We start from the raw sequence: 16877 nt of genomic DNA on the forward strand, positions 1-16877 counted from the left end.
ATGTCAAAGAAAACTTGAATAATAGGAGGTTAATTATGAAAGTAGCTTATTACACAATAATGGGAAATACAAAGTTTTTTGCTGAAGATTTACCCTTTGATTTAATAGAATTAGACCCATATACAACACCACAAAAAGAAAATGATGACTTTGTGGTTATGATTCCTTCTTATGGATCTGGAATAGTTGATGTTGTTGCAGATTTCTTAGATTTTGAAGATAATAAATCAAGATGTAAAGGACTTATTGGTATCGGGGAACTTAGTTATGGTGATGATTATATTCAAGATGCTAAAGAATTAGCAAAAATGTATGATTTGCAAATAATTTTTGATTTTGAAAATGATCATAGTCAAGAATTAAAAGACAAAGTAACAGAAATTATTAAAGCTTTATAATTAAAAATACAGGATTTCCTGTATTTTTAATTTCCTTGATATTTGATAATATTATAGTAATTAGAAACTGTTAATTTCTAATTTATAAACCTTATTAAAAAAATGATTAAAATTCTTATTAAGAAAAAAGAGGTAAAAATTAATGGAATTTAATAAAATTGAAGTTATTGTAAATAAATTAGAAAATATAGAAGAAAAAGTAATTAGTAATTTTATAATTGTAGAACTGATAAATTTAATGAATAAATATAATAACTTATTAAAAGTAAGAAATATAAAAGTATCAAATACGCCTTCAGAAGAGATTTTACAGTTTCTTGATAGTATGTTCGATTTGGTTGATGGTAACAACTTTCTAATAAAAAATAAGTTTGATAGCTTAGAAAAGAAAAGTGTAAAAGAAACAAAACTAACATATATTAATTTAAAAAACTTAGGTTTAGGCTGAACAGATTTATATAAAAGATATAATTTTTTAATAACACTTTTTAAAAATCAAAAAGCTAGATTTTTATTTATTGAAAAAATTTCAGAACTGATAATTGGTGATTTAAATAACAAATCAGTCTTAAAAAAATATTTAAAAGAGTTTAAACAAATACCAAAAGATATAGTAGAAAGCGTAAATGTTCAAGATACGTTTAAACTTCTTTAATTAGAAAAAAAGCTAGAGTAGAAATTTATAAATTAATCTATTTTAGGTCTTGTTGGATCAACAATTTAAGGGTTTTAAACCCTTTTTTTGTTCATGGAGTTATTATTCCAGTTTGTTATATTTAAGATTTATATATATAATCATATTTAAATAACAAGAAAGGTGATTTTATGGTAAGAAAAATAGATAAATCTTATTATATATTTTTAACTTTTATCCCATTTCTTTGTATTATGCTAGATTTGTTCCTTTCAACTACAGCTGCAAACAAAGAAAATATTAGAGGAGCTATTAATTTTGATGTTTCAATTATAAATCAATCAATGTATTTGTCAGTTTGAATTGCTTTTGCAACATCACTTTATGGATTGGCAAATTGAATTGCTATGGATTGACCAAATGCAATTCCTAAATGAGTTATTTCAAAGAATAATGATACAAGAATGTTGAGTTACAATGTATTTTCATTTATTTTATATAATGGAACTTTATTGATTTCTGTATTTTCATCAGTAAATAATATTGTGGGTTTCAATACTTGATATAAAATTCTTAAATCAGTTTTAGAACACATGATAGTTCCAGTTGTTATGGTTGTTTATTATTTTTTAAGAGTTAAACCAAGAGAAAACAATAAAGAATATATTGTAAAATGAAGTTGATTTAGTCTAATTATGCCAACAGTTTACTTTCTTTATGTAACTGTTAGATATATTATGTTAAACGCTTACTATCCAACAATTTTTGATGATCAAGGTAATGCTATTGGTGGAGCAAATACAATGTTTCCATATGCACAAATGATTCCAGGAAAAATCGGATGAGTTGGTTATTTCTTTTGATGTTTAGGATTATTTGTAACTATGTGAGGATTTTGTATTGGGTTTAATGCTCTTTCAAATGTAACACACAGAAAATTGGCTGAAAAGTTTAATTTAAAAGAGTCACTTATTGTTAAATAAAAACTAAGATTTATAAATCTTAGTTTTTATTTTGCACTTAGTGTTTATGGGGTTTTTATAAAAAACTAATTCAAATAATAGTTGTAAATTTTTTTAAATTGGACTACAATTTAAAAGTTAAAGAGGTGCTTATGAATATTTTTGAAAAAGAAAGTGTTTTCTGGTATGGATTACACTTAATTGCAGTGGACGAGCCCCACTTAAAATATCAAATAACAACCCAAAAAGAACTAATATCTCGTCTATATCCTTTGGTTTTTTGTGGAGTTATTCAATATAAACTTTATAGAGGTATTAAAATTGAAGAAATTCCTTTAGAAGAAACAAATGACTATGTTAACTATATTATTGAAAATATGGATGATATTTACAGAGTTAAATATAGATTTGTTTCAAATAAACCTAAAAAAATCCAATTAAAAGATGAAGAAGAAATTGAGTTAATTCAAGACATTATTTCAGGCTTACTAATTCCTTATATTAATAAATATTGTTTCCATAAATTAGATACTATTGCAAATATGAGTGAAGCTTTTATTGGTGAATCTATCATTAATTATGAGTACGATATAAACCATAAATCAGATGATGGTAAATTAAAAACAAGTATGTTATATCCTTTCTTGTTTACTTTAAACTTAATTAAAGTTTTTGATAAACAAGGTTTATATCACAGAGTTTTAAAATATTATCAAAAAGATGATTTAGTAAGAAAATATAAAAATGGTAGAGAATGAAAACAAAAGGAAATTGAATATTTACAAGAAACTATTGAATTGTTGGAAAACGATGAAGAGTGAAGTATGTTTTTAAGTAACTTTTCAGTTTCTAAATGAGATCTTTTTGATATTAAAGAACGTTTCAAAGCTTTATTACAATTAACAAAAGTTACAACAATCTTAATGAAAGATGAAATAACTGCAGTTACCATGTTGTCTGATGGTGAAGAAATTTTTGAAATGTTAGAAAACAACTTACCACTTTATATTGATATTGATAGATATATTGATGAAAACGGTAAACAAATAAAACCATTTGATAAGTGCAATAAATCTATTTTGGCTCCATTTGCTTTAAAAAATATAAATAGATTTATATTAAAACCTTATATTGAATCAAAAGGTGAAAGACATTGTGTTGTTGAATCACAAAAAATAGATGATTACTGTCAAATAGTTTTAAAAGCCACAACCAAAATAAAAACTTTACTTTTAACTCATGAATATTTACCAAAGGTTATAGATTCAGTAATAAATGTCAAAAAGAAAATGTTTTGTGAAATTTTAGAATTATTTGTTGAAATAAAAGATGGTAAATTTAAAAGAAATTTAGATTTTAAAAACTTCTCTGAAGAAACATTATTTATTACTGAAGAAGAGTATTTAGAAATAGTAAATTATGAGTTTAAAGAGTTAGAAGATTTCTTAGTTAAACCTGCATTTAAAAAAATAGGTAGAGCTATGACGGTTTGTCTTGCTTTAGAACCAAAAACAGCTAGAATTTCAAATTATTCTTTAAAAGAACTTTTAATGTACTTGCTAGTAATATTTGGACCACACCCATTAGATCATACTATTCAAACTCAAGAGTCAGTTGATAACATTCATGCAAAATTGGTTAAATTTTGTAAGTTATATGAAGAGGTAAAAGAAAAAACTACTAAAAAAGAATTTGCAAATGAATTGCAAGTTTACTTAGAATTACCTTTAAAACTATTAAATTGATAAAAGTTTTAAAAAAATTAAAAAAATATAGCAAAGTTTTAATATTTTTGTTATTATTACTTTGTTCTTATTTGCCCACGTAGCTCAGTAGGATAGAGCATGCGCCTTCTAAGCGTAGGGTCAGAAGTTCGAATCTTCTCGTGGGCGCCATTAAAAGAATACAAACAGCATTTATGCTGTTTTTTTATTTACTTTATTTACAAAAAAATACTTTGTTAAGTAAAATTACTTGACAAAGTATTTTTTTAATATAATATTAATAATGTTCTTAAATAGATTTATAGGAGGAAAATATGGTTAAACTAAGATTAAAAAGAGCTGGTAAAAAAAGAGCTGCTTTTTACAGAATCGTTGCTTCAGATGCACGTGTTAAACGTGATGGAGAATACATCGAATTAGTTGGTACTTACAACCCAATTAATGGAGAAGTAAAAATCGAAAAAGAAGTTGCTTTAAAATGATTACAACAAGGAGCACAACCAACAGATACTGTAAGAAATATCTTATCAAAAGAAGGTGTTATGACTGATTTACACAATGTTAAATTAGAAAATAAAAAAAACGCACCTAAAAAAGAAAAAGTAAAAAAACCAGTTGCTAAAAAAGCTGCACCTAAAAAAGCTGCTGCACCTAAAAAAGAAGCAGAAGTTAAAGCAGAAGCTGCTGAATAATTATGTCAAGCATGTATGAGGTTTTAAGTTCCTTGTTAAAGGATTTGCTACCAGCTGATTCTAATTACGTTTTTAAACAAATTAGAGAAACAGATGAAGAAATAAAGTTCATTCTTGTTATTGATGAGAAGTTAGAAAATAACTTTTCTTACAAAAAAACAACAATAGCTGAATTGTTAACTTCAATCATAAATGATGAACAATCAGTGTTTACAAAAAAAGCTAACATTGAGGTGGAGGTTTATGATGGATCTGAATAAACAACTAACAGAGGTTGGAAAACTTGCATCAACTCACGGAATAAAAGGAGAATTTAAGTTTTGACTTAATACTGAATTTTATTTAGTGGATGAATTGGTTGGAAAACAATTATTCCTAAAGGATAATAAAAACAATTTTGATGTTTATACAATTGAAAGATTTTATACATTAAAAAATAAGTTAATTGTTAAACTTGAGGGAATTGACAATGTAAATGATGCACAAAAGTATGTGCAACAAATTGTTTTATTCAAAAATGATGACAATTTAGTAGAAAAAGAAATTTCTTTACTGGATTACAAAATTCTTTTTGAAGAAAAAAACTTTGGTAAAGTTATAGAACTTATGAATAATGGGGTATATGACTTGGTTAAAGTCAAATCAACAGATAACAAAGAATTTTGAATTCCTTGTGTTGATGAATACGTTCAAGAGTATGATGATGAAAACATGATTTTAAAAGTAAAAAACATTGAAGGGTTGATGTAATGAAGTTTTCAATAATTACATTATTTCCAAATTTAATTAATTCTTACATTTCAGAATCAATCATCAAAAGAGCTATTGAAAAAAACAAAATTGAAATTGAGGTTTTAGACTTAAGAAACTTTACAAATTACTCTCATAATCAAGTTGATGATTATCAATTTGGTGGAGGTAAAGGTATGGTTCTTATGGTAGAACCTGTGGTAAATGCAATTGAAAGTTGTAAGACCAAAAATTCAAAAGTAATTTTAACAAGTCCTCAAGGTAAAACTTGAAAGCAAAATCTTGCAAGAGAGTTTGCTAAAAATGAAGAACATATTATAATAATATGTGGACATTATGAAGGATTTGATGAAAGAATTTTAGATTATGTTGATCTTGAAGTTTCGATTGGAGATTATGTATTAACTGGTGGTGAACTTGCAAGTTTAATCTTTGTAGATTCAATCACAAGATTAATCGATGGAGTTATTGCAAAAGAATCACATCAAAACGATAGTTTTGAAAATGATCTTTTAGACCACCCAGTTTATACTAAGCCAATAGATTTCAGAGGAAAAAAAGTACCTGAAGTTTTAACTAGTGGACATCACGCAAATATCGATAAGTTTAGGCAAGAGGGTAGACTTAAAAATACATACAACAAAAGACCTGATTTATTAAAAATTGATAATCTATCAGTAAGTGATTTGGATTATCTAGAAGTATTAAAAAATACGAAAGGAGAATAAGAATTATGAATATGTTAACAAAAGATACTAAATCTTTAATTGATGAACAATTAAACAATAATTTACCAGAATTTACTTCTGGAGATACAATTAAAGTTAATGTAAAAATTAAAGAAGGAGACAAATTCCGTATTCAAGCATTTGAAGGAGTTGTTATTAAAACTCAAGGGAGTGGAATTTCATTCTCAGTTGTTGTAAGAAAAAACTCTAACGGTGTATTTGTTGAAAGAACTTTCCCATTACATTCACCAATTATTGATTCAATCGAAGTAATCAAACGTGGACGTGTAAGAAGAGCTAGAATTTATTACATTAGAAAATTATCTGGAAAAGCTGCTCGTATTAAAGAAATTGTTACCTCAAAAGCAAAAGATTTAAAAAAAGCTAAATAATTTTTAAATAAATAATTATATATGCAACACAATAACTGAGAATTCTCAATTATTGTGTTGTTTTTTATTTTTCTTTATCTTACATGTTGCTGTGGGGATAATTGTGGATTGACTTTGTCTTTTAGGGTGTTAAAATTATTGTGATTATAAGGGAATAAGAAAGTGATTAAAAGATTTAAATATTATTAACAAAAAAGTTATGACATACATTTAATAAATCAAAAATAATTAACAATAATTATTAATTAGTTAATTGCTTTTTTGTTTATTTAAATTAAATTTACAATGTTTAAATCTGAGACATTATTTAAAATTATTTGAATTTTAAATAGACCTATAATATAAATTTTAAAATATTTTATTCTATATAATCTATTAATTTAAAAGGAGTAATAGTAATGAAAAAAATATTATCATTTTTTAGTGTATTGGCAATTGGTGCTTCAAGCACCTCTCTAGCCTTATCTTCTGTTAAAAACAGAGATATTGCAAGTGTAGATACATTTACAAAAGAGTATGAGAGAGGTATATCAGAAGAGTTAACAGATTATTTTGAATTAAATAATCTTGAAAATGAAAAAGTTAATGATTCAAAGAAAAATTTTGATTTAAATATTTATAATTACAGCTCTAAAATGACAAAACATAAGCTTATAGATAACTATGAAATAGTTTTAAATTATTTTAACTATGATAGCAAGTTGGAAGAAATTTATGTGGATTTTGAAAAAATGTATTCTAATAATGAAGATAATAATCTAATAAAATTATTAAAAACAGAAGAATTTAAATATGGGGTAAATGAAGCATTTAAAAATGAAATATTTATTTACCAAGATGGTTTAGTTCAATATACACCGTATTTAGAAAATGTTTATTACATTAGTTCTGAAGATAGTTTAAAAAATCTTGCTTCTACTAATAATTTTAGATCTAATGGTTATAAAATGACATCATATACAAAATGGTACTGATTTGGAACATATAAAAGTACATTTAATAATGCTTTGACATTAAAAGTTATTGAGCTATTAAAAATGGGTGTTAGTGTCGCGGGTCTGGTCAGTTTATTGTCTTTTGTGATGCCATTAGTTGGCAGTGTAATCAAAACGATAATTCGAGTAATTGCGAGTTATTTGAAGTATTTAACTATAATTTTTTTAGATGCAAATAAAGGTAGAGGAGTTTATTTTTGACATACATTTATTGTTGTATGGTATGTTAGGTCTTTATAAAATGCAAAAGGGAGATTGATTAAATGAAAATTAAAGATAAATTTACTATATTGTTTATTCTAGGCAGTGATATTCTTTTGGTTTTAACTTCAATAATGTTTATTGTTGATGGAACATTTAACTCCCAATATGATTGAATAACATGAGGGTATGTCATATTAGGGTCTATTGTTATATATTGTATGCCAATTATTGTATATTTCACTTATTTAACAAAATATCCAATAGTAAATGGTTCGAAACTATCTAAAAAAATTATAGGAACTATGTTCTTAAGTCCTATTATTTTAATTTTTTGAGATATATGACTGAGAAAAGAATTTAAAAATAACTTAGCAGAAGATGTTAATGTGTAAATTAAAAAATTGTATTTAATTTTCTAAGAAAGGGGTTTACTTATGTCGGGTAAACAAATATTTTTTATAATTGGTTGGTTGTTTTTCTTTTTGTTTTTTGCTATTTTTCCATCTCTAATACTTTTCGATAAGCCTGATACACTTCTAATGGTTATACTTATAATAAATTTAATATTTTCTATATTATTTTTATATTTTATGCCGCTTTATTTTTTAGAATCTATTCAAGAACAAATGGATTTAGACAAAAATTCTACAGTTTATAATAAACTGCATAAGACACGTTATTTAACTCCTATTGTATTTATTTATTGACATATACAATTGAATAAATATAAAAAGGAAATAAATGCAAAAGAAAAAAACAAAGAAATCGAAGTGAATTAAAAATATAAAACACAAATTGACTATTTGTGTTTTTTTCTCTTTATCTTGCATGTTGCTGTGGGAATAATTGTGGATTGACTTTGTTTTTTAGGGTGTTAAAATTATTGTGATTATAAGGGAATAAGAAAGTGATTAAAAGATTTAAATATTATTAACAAAAAAGTGATGTCATACATTTAATAAATTAAAAGCAATTAACAATAATTATTAATTAGTTAATTGCTTTTTTGTTTATTTAAATTAAATTTACAATGTTTAAATCTGCGACATTATTTAAAATTATTTGAATTTTAAATAGACCTATAATATAAATTTTAAAATATTTTATTCTATATAATCTATTAATTTGAAAGGAGTAATAGCAATGAAAAAAATATTATCATTTTTTAGTGTATTGGCAATTGGTGCTTCAAGCACCACTCTAACCTTATCTTCTGTTAAAAACAGAGATATTGCAAGTGTAGATACATTTGCAAAAGAGTATGAGAGAGGTATATCTGAAGAGTTAACAGATTATTTTGAATTAAATGATCTTGAAAATGAAAAAGTTAATGATTCAATGAAAAATTTGGATTTAAATGTTTACAACTATAACTCTAAAAAAGTAAATCATAAACTTACAGATAACTATGAAATAGTTTTAAATTATTTTAATTATGATAGTGAATTGAAAGAAATTTATGTTGACTATGAAGAAATGTTATTAAAAAAAGAAGATAGTGATTTAATAAAATTATTAAAAACTGATGAGTTTAAGGTTGGAGTAAACGAGGCTTTTAAAAATGAATTATTTGTTTACAAGGATAACTTAGTTCAATTTACCCCATACTTAGAAAATACTCACCACATAAGTTCAAATAATAGTGTAAGTAACCTAACTTCAGTCAATAATTTTAGATCTAATGGTTACAAGGTAGAGTTCTTAACAAAGTGATATTGATTTGGAACTTATAAGGTAACACTAAATAATGCAGCAACTATAGAACTTGTAAGAATACTATGAATCTCAGGAACTGTAGGGAGTGTAATTGCTTTTTTTGCTAAATATATTCCTAAAATAGGAACCATAGTTTCTGCGGTAATTAAAATAATCTCATTTTATTTAAAAAGTGTCGCAAATAGAGTTAGTTATACCAACAATGGAAGAGGTGTTTATATTTGAACAACAGTTGTAATTGTTTGATATGTAAAAGCACTGTAGAAAAAAACAACTTTTAATTAAGAAAGGAAATTTTTTATGAAAAAACACACAATAGTTCAAATAATGTTAGAAGTTTTTTTCTGAATTAGTTTTTTGATATCTTCTATTTATTCTATTATTTATCCAGAAGTTCTAGGGGGTTATTGAATAATTCTTAGCTGAACAGTATTGATTCTAAGTATATTATCACTTTGTTTTTTACCTATGCTTGAGTTGAGAGAAATAAAAAAAATACACAACTTAGAAAAAGAAGCTGAGATATATAAAAAAATGCGTGCTACAAGATTTTACACAGTATTTATTTTCTTTTATTGAGACAAGTTATTGAAAAAAGAATTCCAAGAAAGAAAAGAATCAACAGAAAAAGGACCTATAGAAATACTAAATTAATTCAAAAAGTTTAACAAAAATCTTTTTATATATCCTAAGGGGGAATCTATTATGCTAAAAAAACACATATTTTATATAATTGGTTTATTATTTGTTTTTATATTATTTTCTTTTCATTCTATATCCATATTTTTTACTAAAGGAATTAGTTTTATACAAATTTCATCCTTAATCGTGGGCGTATTTTTTCTATTGTTATCGTATTTTATGCCGCTTTATTTTATAGAATCTATTCAAGAAAATATGTATTTAGACAAAAACTCAAAAGTTTATCATAAACTAAATAGAACACGTTATTTTTCACCCTTCATATTTATTTATTGACATATACAGTTAAAAAAAATATAAAAAGGAAATAAATACAAAAGAAAAAAACGAAGAAATCGAAGTGAATTAAAAATATAAAACACAAATTGACATTTGTGTTTTATTTAACAATTATTTTATTTACAAAAAAGGAGAGAAATATTGTGAAGTGATTTCTTTTATTGAGGATATTATTGATATTATTAATAGCTGGTATAACTGTTTTATCACAATTAGATCAACCTTCAAAAACGGCTTATACTATTTTTCAAGCCTTAACATTTTTTATACTTATATATTTATTACCTTTTGAAATTATAGGGAGAATTGAAAGGAAATATGAATTAACTAAAAGTTCTACTGTATATAAAAAAATGTTAAAAACTAGATGATTTACACCTTTTGTTTTTATTTATTGATTTTTCTTATTGAAAAAATATAAAAAAAGCAAAACTTTATCTTAGAATTCTTTTGAAGTATTTTAATTATAGTGAAAAAATTTTAAAGGTTTAGCGATAACCTCAACACAATAAAACATATTTTATTTATAATTTCTTTTAGTCTAGCAATCAAGAAAGGAAAAAAAATGAAAAAAATTATATCCATATTTTGAATTTTAGCAATAGGTTTATCAACCTTAAGTCTATCAATATCATCTTTTGACAGTAAGAATAATGAAAATAAAATAAATTATACCAACAATTATCATAAGGAGGAAATAATTGAAAAACTTTCGGATCATTTCGAAAAACAAAATGTTAAAAGAAATGCGATATTTGACAGTTATGATATAGTATTAGAATATTTTGCTTATAATGCTCTTTCTGATAGCATCTATGTAGATATAGAAAAAATGTTGATAAAAGGTGAATCAATGGACTTGATAGTATTATTTGAAACTGAGGCATTTAAGGAAGAACTAAATAAAGCTTTTGAAGATGATATATTTATTTACCAAGATGAATTAATACAATATAAACCATATTTAGAAGATGAATATTTTTTTGATACAGAAACAGGGTTAACGGACATTGACAACTCCATATTACAGAGATCTCAAAAAGCCTATTACAAACTGTATACAAAATGATATTGATTCGGTACATATAAGTTAACACTTAACAATCAGGCAACTATAGAATTACTAAATATTTTAAATTTGATTTCCACTTCTGCTTCTTTGGCATCGTATTTAATCCTACGTTTTGCAATAGCCGGAGCTGCAGGTGTGTTAGTATCTGCAATTCTGAGTCAAATAGCGGATTATTTGTTTGTAGTGGGTCATATTATATCTGTAGTAAACAGGGGTTATGGTGTATATTTTTGAGCAACTGTTATTATAGTTTGGTATGTAAAGGCTTTATAGGGAATGTGTAAAGTAAAAATAAGCCAGTTAGGAATAATAAGGCATATTTTAAAGAAAATATCATAATGCTATTTGCCACAACATTTATTTACGCTATTTATCAATCATTCTTTATTGGCTTTTAACTATATAAGACTCAAAAATACTGAGTTAACTATCTTATTTTACATATTACTTTAATTTTTAACAAAATAAATAAAATAAATAAAATAAATAAATTTAATATAAATTTGAATTTGATTCAAATTTCTTTAGAGAAACTCAAAAGATTTCTTTTTATTCTCTATGTGTTGTATTTATAGGTTCATTTAATAAAATAACATACCAGTAAGAAACGTGTTAATTAAAATAAACCTTAATTTTAGAGAGTTGAATATAGTCAAAAAGAACAAAATTTATGTTCTTTTTTGTTTGTTAAAAATATAAAAGAATTTTAATTCTATTATTTTGATAAAATAATAGACGAGGTATAGGAGGAAATATGGAAAAGAATTACTATGATGAAATTGCAGAAAAAGTAAAAGATCTTATTGATAAAGGTGAATTTCAACAAGCCATGGAACAAATTAATGAAGAACTTAAAGCTCCATATGTTCCTTTTGATTTTGAAGAAGAATTAGAAAAACTTTCAATTCAAATAAATGAGAGTTTTGCTCAAAATAAAGACAATAGTTATTTGAATTGAAATTTTGATAAAATAAGTGACATTATGGGACAAACTTTAGACCAAGAAATGCACATAGTAGCATTTGATGCTCTAAGAAGTTTAAATGCTCGTAAAATTATGCCAGATATTAAAAACTACTTATTAAACCAAAATGTAAAAAATGAATATAAGACTTTTTTATTAATGGTTTTAATAGAACAAAAAGTTGATGAGATAATTGAAATAAAAAAACAAGAACTTACAATAAGGTTAAATCCAGCAACTTTTGATTTAAGTGAAGCTAAGAATTTTTTAACAGAAATTGAAGAAAAACTTGAAGATTTAGTAGCTGATCAAAACCCAAGTTTATTTACTATTTGCAAGCATATTGCAAATACCTATTACTATAACATTTTCCCAGATTTTAGAATGGAAGGTTATGGTAACAATGAAATAGTTGCTGCAATAATAATGTTTGCTCATAAATCTTTAGGACTAGATTTTGATGAAACATTAAAAGAAAAATTAGATTTTAATTATTCAAAAGCAATGTTATTATTAAATAAGTTTGATAAATTAATTTAGGAGATTATTATGAAAAAAACAGTGTTCAGTCCTGAGGACTTTAAAAAATTTGAAGATAATAGAAATGTAATGATGGAATTATTTGGAATTACTTGTTCTGTTTGTGGAATCGATGAAATCGGTTATGTTGCAGAAAATGCACCAAAAACCATAGGTCAAATAGCTCAAGAAGCTATTGATGAAAATCCAGAAATCAGTGATGATGAATTGGATGATATGATGACAGGACCAATTGAAGCTTGACAAGAAGTAGATGACTACAATGCTTCAATTGGTATGCCAACATTTGCATGTGATAATTGTTACCAACAATTAATTGATGGTGAAATAAATATATCTGATGCAATGGAAATTGAGGATTAATATAAAACATGAAATTCGTAGATGTTGCACAATTTAATATAAAATCAGGAAACGGTGGAGATGGTGCTGTTTCTTTTAGGCATGAACTTTATGTAGCCAATGGTGGACCAAACGGTGGAGATGGTGGAAAAGGAGGAGATGTTATCTTTGTAGCAGACGAAGGTAAATCTTCTCTACTAGATTTAAAACTTCAAAGATTCTATACAGCTCAAGATGGTTTTAAAGGTGATATAAAAAATATGCACGGTAAAAACGGAAAAGACATAGTAATTAAAGTTCCGGTAGGTACAGTATTGTTTGATGCAGATAGTGGGGAAATGCTAGCTGATTTTACAAAAAATGATGAAGAAAAAGTACTTGCTCTTGGTGGAAAAGGTGGAAGAGGGAATGCAAGATTTGCAAACTCTAGAAATAAAGCACCAACCATTTTTGAAGCAGGAGATCCTGGACAAGAAATAAACATTAAAGCTGAATTAAAAGTATTGGCAGATGTTGGTTTTGTTGGTTTACCAAATGCTGGTAAATCAACATTATTAAGAGCTATTTCCAATTCAAAACCTCAAGTTGCAGATTATCCTTTTACAACTTTAAATCCCCAACTTGGAGTATCAAGAGATAAACAAGGAAGAACTTTTACAGTTGCAGATTTACCTGGTTTAATTGAAGGTGCTAGTTTAGGAAAGGGTTTAGGACATGAATTTTTAAGACATATTGAAAGGTGTAAAATAATTTGTCACGTTATTGATATGTCAGGAAACTATGCAACAGAAGATGTTGTTGCAAACTATAACTTAATAAGAAAAGAATTATTAGACTATAACTTAAACTTAGATAAAAGAGTTGAAATTATAGTTGCAAATAAAATGGATATTGAAGAAGCGCAAATTAATATTTTATATTTTAAAGAACATTTTAAAGATAAAAATATAATTGAAGTTTCAGGATTAAGTAAAATCAATATAGACCAATTATTATTGGAAATTGGTTCTCAATTAGAGAACGTTAAAGATGAACCACTTTGATTAATTAAAGGTGATGAGATACCTGGATTTAAACTATATACATTTGAAAGTGATATAAAAGATGTAATAGTAAGAAATCTTGGTAATGGAAGATGAAGTATTGAAGGAGAAGATGTTTACAAAGTATATCAAAAAACTCCAATTTCAACTCACGACAACTTATTACTATTCAATGAAAAAATCAAAGCTCTTGGAGCATATGATATTTTAAGAGAAAAAGGTGCTCAAAGAGGAGATATTGTAAAAATATTTGATATGGAACTAGAATGGATGGATTAATATGGAATTAAAAGAATACTTAGATTATCTTGTTGAGTGAATTCAACAAGAGGTTAAAAAAGCAAACCAAAAAGGAGTAATTGTTGGGATTAGTGGAGGAATTGATTCTGCTGTGGTTGTTGCACTTGCAAAAAAAGCATTTCCAGACAATTATTTAGCAGTTTGAATGCCTTGTTATTCAAGTCAATTAGATGAAACTTGTAAAGAAGAGTTAACAAGAGATTTAGATTTAAATTACGTTTCTGTTGATTTAAAACAACCTTTTGAAACTTTAAGAGATAGTTTAAATAATTCAGGAATTGAACAATCTAAACTTGCAATTGCAAATACAAAAGCAAGATTAAGAATGTCAACTTTATACTCAATGGCTCAAACTCACAATTATTTAGTTTTAGGAACTGATAATGCTGATGAATGACATATTGGTTACTTTACAAAATTTGGTGATGGAGGAGTTGATCTTCTTCCAATTGTAAGTTTATTAAAAAGAGAAGTTAGAGAAGCTGCAAAACTTTTGGGAGTTCCAGATTCTATAATAAACAGAGCTCCAACTGCAAGTTTATGAGAAGATCAAACAGATGAATCAGAAATTGGTTTTGGTTATGATTTAATTGATGATTACTTAGCTGGAAAAGAAGTTTCAAGCGAAGTAAAAGAAAGAATTGAACAATTACACAACATTTCTGAACACAAAAGACAAGGTGCTCCTGCTCCAAAAAAATTTGAAAGATAGTCACACTTAGGTGTGATTTTTTTTAAATTTTTTTTATCAAAAAACTCAATATTTAAAGCAATATACCTTTTAAAGCAACATTTGAAACTTGTTTCCTATTATTGGTTTGATAAAATATTGTTACTTATGAGAATAATGTAGAAGGAAAAAAACAAATGAAAAAATTACTAAGTATATTTGCAGCTACTGGATTGGTAGCTTCTACAACTACAACAGTTGTGGCATGTAGTAATGAAAAAATATCAAAATTTACTTTAGTAGAAGGCGCAACAAAAGAAAAAATTATAGAAGCCTCAGGAGTTGTAGTAAAAGATGGAAAGCTAGATAAAGATTATAAGGAGACTAATTTAAATGAAGTTTTTGGAGGAGAAAGTGAATTAAAATACAAGGGTAAAATTTATGGTTTAGTTTTAGATATAAATACTAAAGATCTCGCATCATTATTTGTCGAAAGTAAAAAAATGATGGATGACAACGAAGAAGGTCGAGAAGGTTTACCGGAATTTCACGGATTTTCAGCTAAAGGAAATAAGGGTGATAAATCATTTACTCTTTATTTATTTAAAATGGATACTACCGACCTTAAAGAGGTTGAAGGTAAAAATGATGTATACGAAGGAACTGTTAAATTTAGCAATTTATTTAGTTACAAAGTAACTCTTTAAGAGCAACTTTTTCTATGGTAAGTAATTAAAGAAATTAATTAAAAAACTATTAAAATGATTAACTAATAACCAAGTTATTGGCTTTACTTAATCATTTTTTTTATTCTTTTATTGCTATTTTCTTTGACTAATCTTTGTTTTTAATAGATAATTAGAAAAATAAGGAGTAAAAAAACATGACAGAACAACAAGCAAATGGTATTAGTGAGTTTATTGATCAATTAAATGATGAAATAGCTGACAAAATGTTTGAAGAATTAATTGCAGGTATGAGTTTATACTTTGCTGTAGTTATTTTCGGAGAAGAAATAGATAATGTATATGAAAACCCAGATAACAAAGGTAAATCTTTCCAAGAACTTGCAGATTTAGTTAAAGCTGCACCAATTGGTGAAGAAGAAATTTATGCTGCATTGATGGGAGCTTTAAAAGAAGAAAACAATGCAGAAGATTTTGCAGAAGATTGTGTTCAATCAATCGCATTTAACCCAGAATATCCAGCAGAAATTATTGCTAAATTAGGGGAATTAGAAATTGAAGAAGCTGATTTTTCAGCTAACTTAATAGTTACTTTCAAAGATCAATTTATTGATTTCTTTGTAAATGATTTAGATGTTGAAGAATGAAAAACAGATATCGTTGAAGCATTAGTTGCTAGTTGAGAATAATCCTTTTAGGGTTATTTTTTTCATTTTTTAGCAAAATTTTTACTCAAAATATGATATTATGTTAGTGAATTGTAGATAGGGTAATTTACAATTATGGGCTTAAATACAAAAAAAGGTGATACATATGAAGCAAAACAATGGAACAAAATTTACTGTTTTAGACTTAGATATACCATTACTTGCCATTTTGATTACTTTTGCAATAATAGGGATTATTGCGCTTGTTTTATTTTTTGTTATTCTCTTTAGAAAAAACAGAACTTATGTTTTTGATAAAGAACAAGTAAATGCAAAAGATTTTAAACGTTTGGAAAAATTCGAACAACAAAGGGACGATTTGGAGTTAGAAATTGCCAAAATTAAAAAATTAAGAAAACAGGCTAAATAATTTTTGT

At 25.7% G+C, this 16877-nt stretch carries 22 protein-coding genes and 1 tRNA gene; all 23 read left to right on the plus strand.

What is annotated here, in order from left to right:
- Positions 1–35 precede the first annotated feature (35 nt).
- The 23 genes from SCHIN_RS02410 to SCHIN_RS02520 all read left to right on the plus strand — a co-directional run bounded on the left by SCHIN_RS02410 (position 36) and on the right by SCHIN_RS02520 (position 16870).
- Positions 36–398: a class Ib ribonucleoside-diphosphate reductase assembly flavoprotein NrdI gene (locus SCHIN_RS02410; protein WP_166508048.1), complete on the plus strand. Its 363-nt coding sequence runs from the start codon at positions 36–38 to the stop codon at positions 396–398.
- Between the two features lie 142 nt (positions 399–540).
- Complete coding sequence (locus tag SCHIN_RS02415) at positions 541–1053, plus strand: hypothetical protein (RefSeq protein ID WP_166508049.1); 513 nt, start codon at positions 541–543, stop codon at positions 1051–1053.
- A 170-nt stretch (positions 1054–1223) separates the two neighbouring features.
- Complete coding sequence (locus SCHIN_RS02420; protein WP_166508050.1) at positions 1224–2015, plus strand: hypothetical protein; 792 nt, start codon at positions 1224–1226, stop codon at positions 2013–2015.
- 131 nt (positions 2016–2146) lie between these two features.
- Positions 2147–3742: a hypothetical protein gene (locus tag SCHIN_RS02425; RefSeq protein ID WP_166508051.1), complete on the plus strand. Its 1596-nt coding sequence runs from the start codon at positions 2147–2149 to the stop codon at positions 3740–3742.
- A 70-nt stretch (positions 3743–3812) separates the two neighbouring features.
- Positions 3813–3889, plus strand: a tRNA-Arg gene (locus SCHIN_RS02430).
- A 143-nt stretch (positions 3890–4032) separates the two neighbouring features.
- Positions 4033–4410: a 30S ribosomal protein S16 gene (gene rpsP, locus SCHIN_RS06410; protein WP_166508052.1), complete on the plus strand. Its 378-nt coding sequence runs from the start codon at positions 4033–4035 to the stop codon at positions 4408–4410.
- 2 nt (positions 4411–4412) lie between these two features.
- Positions 4413–4670, plus strand: a complete 258-nt coding sequence (locus tag SCHIN_RS02440) for a hypothetical protein (RefSeq protein WP_166508053.1) — start codon at positions 4413–4415, stop codon at positions 4668–4670.
- A complete protein-coding gene (gene rimM, locus SCHIN_RS02445; RefSeq protein ID WP_166508054.1) occupies positions 4654–5160 on the plus strand; it encodes a ribosome maturation factor RimM in 507 nt (168 codons plus the stop codon). The genes SCHIN_RS02440 and rimM overlap by 17 nt, the downstream gene beginning before the upstream one ends.
- Positions 5160–5888, plus strand: a complete 729-nt coding sequence (trmD, locus tag SCHIN_RS02450) for a tRNA (guanosine(37)-N1)-methyltransferase TrmD (protein ID WP_166508055.1) — start codon at positions 5160–5162, stop codon at positions 5886–5888. Before rimM ends, trmD begins: the two co-directional genes overlap by 1 nt.
- A gap of 5 nt (positions 5889–5893) precedes the next feature.
- Positions 5894–6280, plus strand: coding sequence for a 50S ribosomal protein L19 (gene rplS, locus SCHIN_RS02455; protein ID WP_208057196.1), 387 nt, complete (start codon positions 5894–5896; stop codon positions 6278–6280).
- 398 nt (positions 6281–6678) lie between these two features.
- A complete protein-coding gene (locus tag SCHIN_RS02460; RefSeq protein ID WP_166508056.1) occupies positions 6679–7515 on the plus strand; it encodes a hypothetical protein in 837 nt (278 codons plus the stop codon).
- A 23-nt stretch (positions 7516–7538) separates the two neighbouring features.
- Positions 7539–7871, plus strand: a complete 333-nt coding sequence (locus SCHIN_RS02465) for a hypothetical protein (RefSeq protein ID WP_166508057.1) — start codon at positions 7539–7541, stop codon at positions 7869–7871.
- Positions 7872–7913: 42 nt separating this feature from the next.
- The gene (locus SCHIN_RS02470) at positions 7914–8258 is read left to right on the plus strand and encodes a hypothetical protein (protein ID WP_166508058.1); all 345 of its coding nucleotides are present in this window, start codon (positions 7914–7916) and stop codon (positions 8256–8258) included.
- Positions 8259–8622: 364 nt separating this feature from the next.
- The gene (locus tag SCHIN_RS02475) at positions 8623–9459 is read left to right on the plus strand and encodes a hypothetical protein (RefSeq protein WP_166508059.1); all 837 of its coding nucleotides are present in this window, start codon (positions 8623–8625) and stop codon (positions 9457–9459) included.
- A 36-nt stretch (positions 9460–9495) separates the two neighbouring features.
- A complete protein-coding gene (locus SCHIN_RS02480) occupies positions 9496–9849 on the plus strand; it encodes a hypothetical protein (RefSeq protein ID WP_166508060.1) in 354 nt (117 codons plus the stop codon).
- Between the two features lie 892 nt (positions 9850–10741).
- Entirely contained in the window at positions 10742–11521 is a 780-nt protein-coding gene (locus SCHIN_RS02485) for a hypothetical protein (RefSeq protein ID WP_166508061.1), read from the plus strand.
- A 481-nt stretch (positions 11522–12002) separates the two neighbouring features.
- On the plus strand, positions 12003–12752 hold the full coding sequence (locus SCHIN_RS02490) for a DUF3196 family protein (RefSeq protein ID WP_166508062.1): 750 nt from the start codon (positions 12003–12005) through the stop codon (positions 12750–12752).
- A 9-nt stretch (positions 12753–12761) separates the two neighbouring features.
- Entirely contained in the window at positions 12762–13115 is a 354-nt protein-coding gene (locus tag SCHIN_RS02495; protein WP_166508063.1) for a hypothetical protein, read from the plus strand.
- Positions 13116–13123: 8 nt separating this feature from the next.
- Complete coding sequence (obgE, locus tag SCHIN_RS02500; protein ID WP_166508064.1) at positions 13124–14416, plus strand: GTPase ObgE; 1293 nt, start codon at positions 13124–13126, stop codon at positions 14414–14416.
- A 1-nt stretch (position 14417) separates the two neighbouring features.
- Positions 14418–15149, plus strand: a complete 732-nt coding sequence (nadE, locus tag SCHIN_RS02505; protein WP_166508065.1) for an NAD(+) synthase — start codon at positions 14418–14420, stop codon at positions 15147–15149.
- Between the two features lie 155 nt (positions 15150–15304).
- Positions 15305–15814 carry a lipoprotein gene (locus tag SCHIN_RS02510; RefSeq protein WP_166508066.1) on the plus strand — a complete coding sequence of 170 codons (510 nt, stop codon included), beginning with the start codon at positions 15305–15307 and terminating at the stop codon, positions 15812–15814.
- Between the two features lie 176 nt (positions 15815–15990).
- Positions 15991–16482, plus strand: a complete 492-nt coding sequence (locus SCHIN_RS02515; protein ID WP_166508067.1) for a hypothetical protein — start codon at positions 15991–15993, stop codon at positions 16480–16482.
- Between the two features lie 124 nt (positions 16483–16606).
- Positions 16607–16870, plus strand: coding sequence for a TIGR04561 family membrane protein (locus SCHIN_RS02520; protein WP_166508068.1), 264 nt, complete (start codon positions 16607–16609; stop codon positions 16868–16870).
- Positions 16871–16877 lie beyond the last annotated feature (7 nt).

The sequence above is a fragment of the Spiroplasma chinense genome (genome assembly GCF_008086545.1).
Lineage (GTDB): Bacteria > Bacillota_I > Bacilli_A > Mycoplasmatales > Mycoplasmataceae > Spiroplasma_A > Spiroplasma_A chinense.